At 37.5% G+C, this 6,834-nt stretch carries 3 protein-coding genes; all 3 read left to right on the top strand.

The annotated features are described in order from the left end of the window. The coding region (locus tag AC220I_RS15885; protein WP_486724840.1) for an HD domain-containing phosphohydrolase at positions 1 to 1,372 on the top strand (1,372 nt) is incomplete at its 5' end. Between the two features lie 379 nt (positions 1,373 to 1,751). After that, positions 1,752 to 5,987, top strand: coding sequence for an acyl-CoA dehydratase activase-related protein (locus tag AC220I_RS15880; RefSeq protein ID WP_486724839.1), 4,236 nt, complete (start codon positions 1,752 to 1,754; stop codon positions 5,985 to 5,987). A gap of 102 nt (positions 5,988 to 6,089) precedes the next feature. Beyond that, positions 6,090 to 6,800: a purine-nucleoside phosphorylase gene (deoD, locus tag AC220I_RS15875; protein ID WP_486724838.1), complete on the top strand. Its 711-nt coding sequence runs from the start codon at positions 6,090 to 6,092 to the stop codon at positions 6,798 to 6,800. Positions 6,801 to 6,834: the final 34 nt, after the last annotated feature.

The following is a 6,834-nucleotide window of genomic DNA, read 5'->3' as shown; positions in this document are numbered from 1 at the left end:
TGAATTTTATGATAAAAATCCATTTTACCTAATTGCAGAATTGCCTGATTATAAAAGGGGACTGGAACTTGCCATTAATCAATCCAAAGTTAAACCAACTGATATCTATGTGATTGGGGATCAAACAGAAACTACCTTAAAGATATATGATGAAATCATGGCCGATTTTAGTGCTTTTAATGCATATAACCTTCATGTCATTAAGGATAAGTCTGTTGAAGAACTAAAAGTATTAGTTTCAAATGCCAAACCTACAGATTTACTTTTTTATGTCCTTTATTTTAAGGGACCAAATGGTGAGTCATATACCTATAATTATGCACTGGATGAGTTAACAGCTGTATCCGCTTTACCAATATATGTTTTTTGGGAATTTTTCTTAGATTCTGATACCGTGGGGGGCTACGTCCTATCTTCCGAACACATTGGTAGTAAGGCAGCAGAGCTCGCTATAAGATATTTTGATCATCAGAAAATATCCAAAATCAACTATGAAACTGGTGAAAATATCTTCTATGTTTTTAATTACCAAATACTGCAAAAATACAATATTAGCTTTATACCTGCAAATTCAACTGTACTCAACAAGCCTATTTCATATTTTGAGAAGAATAGGGACCTTATAATTGTAATGGCTGTGGTGACCGCAGTTCTTGTAATCATTATTCTTTTACTCATGTTCCTATTAAAGGAGAAGAATCAAATTAATGATTATCTACATGATTTAAATGCATTAAATGAGGAATTTATTGAGACTCAACGTATATTTATATCAACTCTTGGAGAAGTCATTGAAACGAGATCGAAGGAAACTGCTAACCACGTCATACGCGTTGCCAAAATGTCGCGTTTGCTGGCCGAACTTGCCGGCCTATCTGTGGAGTCTCAAGTAGAAATTGAAATGGTTTCGCCGCTTCATGATATTGGAAAAATCAGTATTCCAGATTCAATACTCAACAAGCCTGGTAAACTCACTGTTGAAGAATTTGAAATCATAAAACTTCACACGATTGTCGGTTACAACCTCCTTAAAAATACAGAGCGACAATTAATGCACATGGCTGCTGTCATTGCAAAAGAACACCATGAAAAGTGGGATGGTAGTGGTTATCCTTATGGTTTAAAGGGTAACGAAATTCATATTTATGCACAAATTACCAGCATTTGCGATGTCTATGACGCTTTATTGCATCGTAGAGTATACAAAGACCCTTGGCCAATTGAAGAGGTTATTAAATATTTAGAAGATCAGAGCGGTATTTCATTTTCACCTTATTTGATTCAGCTTTTCATTAAAAATAAGGATGCTTTCTTTAAAATAGCACTAAAATATGAAGATATTGAAGAATCCATCTATGCAGACCTCAATTAGAGGCAAGCAATTTTCATGCCTCTTTTGAATTTTATCTTTCATAAAAGGACAAAAACGCCATTATTTGCATAATTTTATGCTTTTTGATGGCGTTTTACCCTGTTTTAATACGCTTTACCAGTAAAAAGAAAGCTCATTATAATCATTTTTTTTGTATTTCTATGTATTTATCTAAAGTTTGAACCTTTTTTTCTACATAATTTCCAAATTTATTAATTTTTTATTATTTAACTTCTTTTTAATAGCATTCTCATAAAAAAAGTCTATAATATATATTAGATTTGTTATTTTATGTCATTATTTTATGTTGTTATTATATGCCATTATTTATGTCAGTAATCAATTTTTACTATTTTGTTTATATTGAGGTGTCATTATTATGAACAAGCTAAACGTTGGTTTGGACGTGGGGTCGACAACGGTCAAAATGATAATTCTTGATGAAAATGAAAATATCATTTTCAAAGATTACCGTCGACATTTTTCAGATATAAAAAGTACAGTGTTTAACTTATTTGAAGATGCAAAAAGCGTTTTTGCCGATGCAAAAGTCAAAGTCATGGTCACAGGATCAGCAGGTTTGAGTTTAGCTGAAAGCTTAGGCGTTTCTTTTATTCAAGAAGTTGTTGCATGTTCCAAAGCAATCAAGAAATATGCGCCACAGACTGATGTCGCAATAGAGCTTGGTGGAGAAGATGCCAAAATCATGTATTTTGGTCATTCGGTAGAGCAGAGAATGAACGGTACATGTGCCGGGGGTACAGGATCTTTCATCGATCAGATGTCCTCATTACTCAAAACAGACGCAAGTGGTTTAAACAATCTTGCAAGTCAACACAAGGAAATCTACCCTATAGCATCACGTTGTGGTGTCTTTGCAAAAACAGATATACAGCCGCTCTTAAACGAGGGTGCTTCAAAGGAAGATATTGCAGCCTCTGTGCTTCAAGCAGTTGTTAATCAAACCATTAGTGGTCTGGCATGTGGCAAGCCAATTCGAGGAAACGTTGCTTTTCTTGGTGGTCCCTTGTCTTTCTTGCCTGAACTTAAAAAAAGATTTGAAATTACACTTAATCTAGATGACGATCATATTGTCAAACTTGACAATACACAATACTTTGTGGCACTTGGTGCTGCGATTTCATCAGATCAGGAAGTCTCACAGGAAGTTCATTGCATTTATGACCGTATGCCTTCTATTTATTGCGAATCTCCTGATTCCAAAGACGGCATTGCACCCTTGTTTGAATCTCAGGAAGCTTACGATACCTTCATCGAGCGTCATTCTAGACATCATGTTGCCCGTAAGCAGCTCAGTGAAGCGAAAGGCCCTCTTTATCTAGGGATTGACGCAGGTTCAACGACAACTAAAGTTGCAGTCGTTGATGGCCAAAAACAGCTCTTATTCTCACATTATGGCTCAAATGAAGGCAATCCTCTTGGGACGACAATAGAAGCCTTAAAAACCTTGTATTCACTAATGCCTGAAGATACCTATATTGCCCATAGCACAGTAACTGGCTATGGTGAAAATCTCATAAAAGCCGCTTTAAAACTTGACCATGGTGAAATAGAGACCATTGCTCATTATAAGGCTGCAGATTATTTTTTACCAGGTGTGGACACAATTTTAGACATCGGTGGACAAGACATGAAATGCCTCCGTGTTCATGATGGTATTATTGATTCAATTATGTTAAACGAAGCGTGTTCATCTGGCTGCGGTTCATTTATTGAGACCTTTGCAGGCTCTGTAAATATGTCCGTTTCAGACTTTGCTAATATTGGTCTTTTCTCTAAGAAACCAGTGGATTTAGGGACCAGATGTACGGTGTTTATGAATTCCAGAGTTAAACAAGCTCAGAAGGAAGGGGCTACAGTTGGCGATCTTTCTGCTGGAATTTGTACCTCTGTTATTAAAAATGCCCTCTTTAAGGTTATCCGTATGAGATCGCCTGAGGATTTGGGCGAAAAGATAGTCGTTCAAGGGGGAACTTTCTACAACAATGCCGTTTTAAGAGTTCTTGAGCAGATTTCAGGACGACAAGTCGTAAGACCTGATATTGCAGGTATTATGGGGGCTTTTGGCTGTGCAATTATTTCACTCGAACGCGCTGAAGCTGAGGTTAAATCAGAAATGCTCACAAGCGATCTTCTTGAAACCTTCAGTACAAGCACTAGCACACGTCGATGCGAATTATGTGGTAACAACTGTCATCTTACTGTAAACACTTTTTCTGATGAGAGACAGTTCATCGTCGGCAATCGCTGTGAACGCGGTGCTGGTATAGAAAAGAAAACAGAGACTTTACCAAACCTCTACAAGTATAAATACAATCGCGTTTTTGACTACAAGCCACTTTCCAAGGATGAAGCAATCCGTGGAACTATTGGTATCCCAAGGGTTTTAAACATTTATGAGGATTACCCATTCTGGTTTACTTTCTTTACGAAGTTGGGATTCAGGGTTGAGCTTTCAAACCGTTCCTCTAAAATGATCTATGAAATGGGCATGGAGACCATACCATCTGAAAGTGTATGTTATCCTGCCAAAATTGTTCATGGTCATATTGAAAATTTAATTCTTAAAAAAGTGGATAAAATCTTTTATCCTTGTATTCCATACAATAGGGTTGAGGACGAAAAGGCCGGTAATCATTATAATTGTCCGGTTGTGACTTCATATCCTGAGACCATAAATGCAAATGTTGACCATATAAAAAACAAACAGGTGAATTTTTATCATCCCTTCCTTCCACTAGATTCTATGAAGCATATGAAAAAAAGACTTGTGGAAGAACTTTCTGATTGGGGCATTTCAAAAAGTGAAATTTTGAGTGCGGTGGACCTGGCCTATGCTGAGCACGACCAATACAAACTCGATGTGATGAAAAAAGGGGAAGAGACTCTTGAGTATATAAGGGATAAACACCTGAAGGGAATCGTCCTTGCTGGTAGACCTTATCATATTGACCCAGAGATCAATCATGGTATCCCTGATTTAATTGAGTCCTATGGCTTTGTGGTATTATCAGAAGACTCAGTAGCACATTTAGATCAAATCGACAGGCCGCTTAGGGTTGTAGACCAATGGGTTTACCATACACGTCTATACGCTGCGGCAACATTTGTATCAAAACAGCCTAACCTTGAGCTCATTCAACTTAACTCTTTTGGATGTGGTCTAGACGCAGTTACAACAGATCAAATCAAGGAAATTCTAGAAGCTAAAAGCAAGGTTTATACGGTCCTAAAAATTGATGAAATCAATAACCTCGGTGCAGTTAGAATACGATTGAGATCTTTAATTGCAGCCATAGGTGAACGAGATAAGAGGGCCTTTATCCCAGTAATTGAAAAAGCCAAAGAATCACGCGTTATCTTTACTGAAGAAATGCGAGATACCCATACTATTTTGGTGCCGCAGATGTCACCAATTCACTTCCAGTTTGTGCAGGCTGCAGTAAAGCCAGAAGGCTACAATATGGAGGTTCTACCATCTGTGGATGTTTCTGCGATTGACGAAGGCCTAAAATATGTCAACAACGACGCCTGTTATCCATCCATTATCGTGGTAGGGCAACTTATGAAGGCTTTAAATTCAGGAAAATATGATTTAGACAAAACGGCCTTGATCATCTCTCAAACAGGTGGTGGCTGTCGTGCAACCAATTATATCGCCTTTATAAGACATGCACTTAAAAGTTCAAAGCTTGACCATATACCTGTCATCAGTTTAAATGCCGGTGGCCTTGAAGAGAATCCTGGCTTCAAACTGACCATGCCATTGCTTGAAAAATTGGTTCAGAGCATCGTTTATGGCGATCTCTTTATGAGAGTTCTCTATAAGACAAGACCTTATGAAGCTGAAAAAGGCGCTGCAAATAAACTCTATGACCACTGGGTAGAAATCTGTAAAAATTCATTGCTCAATGGGTCTCGTAGAGAATTTATTGCAAATATTAAAGGGGTTGTCAAAGCTTTCGACGAACTGCCGTTACTGGATATTAAGAAGCCAAGGGTAGGGCTTGTGGGAGAAATTCTCGTCAAATTCCACCCAACGGCCAACAACAATATCGTTGACCTTCTTGAGAGTGAAGGGGCAGAGGCTGTCATGCCAGACTTAATTGATTTCTTTACCTATTCTTCTTATAATAGCGTGATTAAAAACAAGTATCTATCAGGCAGTATGAAAAAGCGTCTGACCAGCGAAGCTTTCATAGCACTTATTGAGTATTATAGAAAACCCCTTGTGACAGCACTCAATCAAAGTAAGCGTTTTGAAAGTCCAAAGCACATTAAAGTGCTTGGCAAATTAGCTGAGCCACATTTGTCACTTTGTAACCAAACTGGTGAAGGCTGGTTTTTAACGGCTGAAATGATTGAACTCATTCACAGTGGTGTGGATAATATCGTCTGTATGCAGCCATTTGCTTGTCTGCCAAACCATATTACTGGGAAGGGTATGATCAAAGCCCTTAAAAACAGCTATCCAAAATCAAACATTGTACCCATTGATTATGATCCAGGGGCAAGTGAAGTCAACCAGATTAACCGAATTAAACTCATGCTAGCAACTGCATTTGAAAATTTGAATACTAGAAATGAAGCATAGTGATATTATAGAGTTTTGACATTCTTTGTTAAAACTCTATAATTACTTATATGGTTTTTATGATATAATTAAACCGTTAAAAAAACATATGGAGGTCTTGTTATGAGTACACATATTGGTGCAAAGATTGGAGATATAGCTGACGTTGTCTTATTACCTGGTGATCCTTTAAGAGCAAAGTATATTGCTGAAACATTTTTGGAAAATCCTGTTTGTTATAATAATGTAAGAGGAATGCTCGGTTTCACTGGTACATATAAGGGTGTAAGAGTTTCTGTTCAAGGAACAGGCATGGGAATGCCTTCTTTATCTATTTATGTAAATGAGCTTTTAAGATTTTACGATGTCAAAAAACTGGTTCGCGTGGGGTCTTGTGGTGCAATGCAGCCACAAGTTAAAATTAGAGATGTTATCCTTGCTCAAGGTGCCTCGACAACTTCAAACATGAACAATCGTCGATTTGGCACTTGTAATTTTTCTGCAATTTCAGATTTTGACTTACTCTACAATACTTATCAAACTGCTAAAGAAGTGGGCTTGAACGTACATGTGGGCAATATTTTATCTGAAGACAGCTTCTATGATGATTATAATTCAAGCCGTAATCAAAAATTTATGGATTATAACATTTTAGCAGTTGAAATGGAAGCTGCGGAGCTCTACACGCTCGCTGCAAAATACAAGGCACAGGCACTTTGTGTCTTAACTGTAAGTGACTCTTTAATAACAGCTGAAGAAACCACAGCAGAAGAGAGAGAAAAAACCTTCAACGACATGATTACCTTGGTACTCGACACGGTAACAAAAGCATAGAACCAGTAATTGAAAAAATAAAGGAGAGACGCTT

The organism is Fusibacter sp., assembly GCF_057447755.1.
The sequence above is the reverse complement of the archived record's forward strand: the minus strand, read 5'-3'. Positions and strand labels throughout refer to the sequence as shown.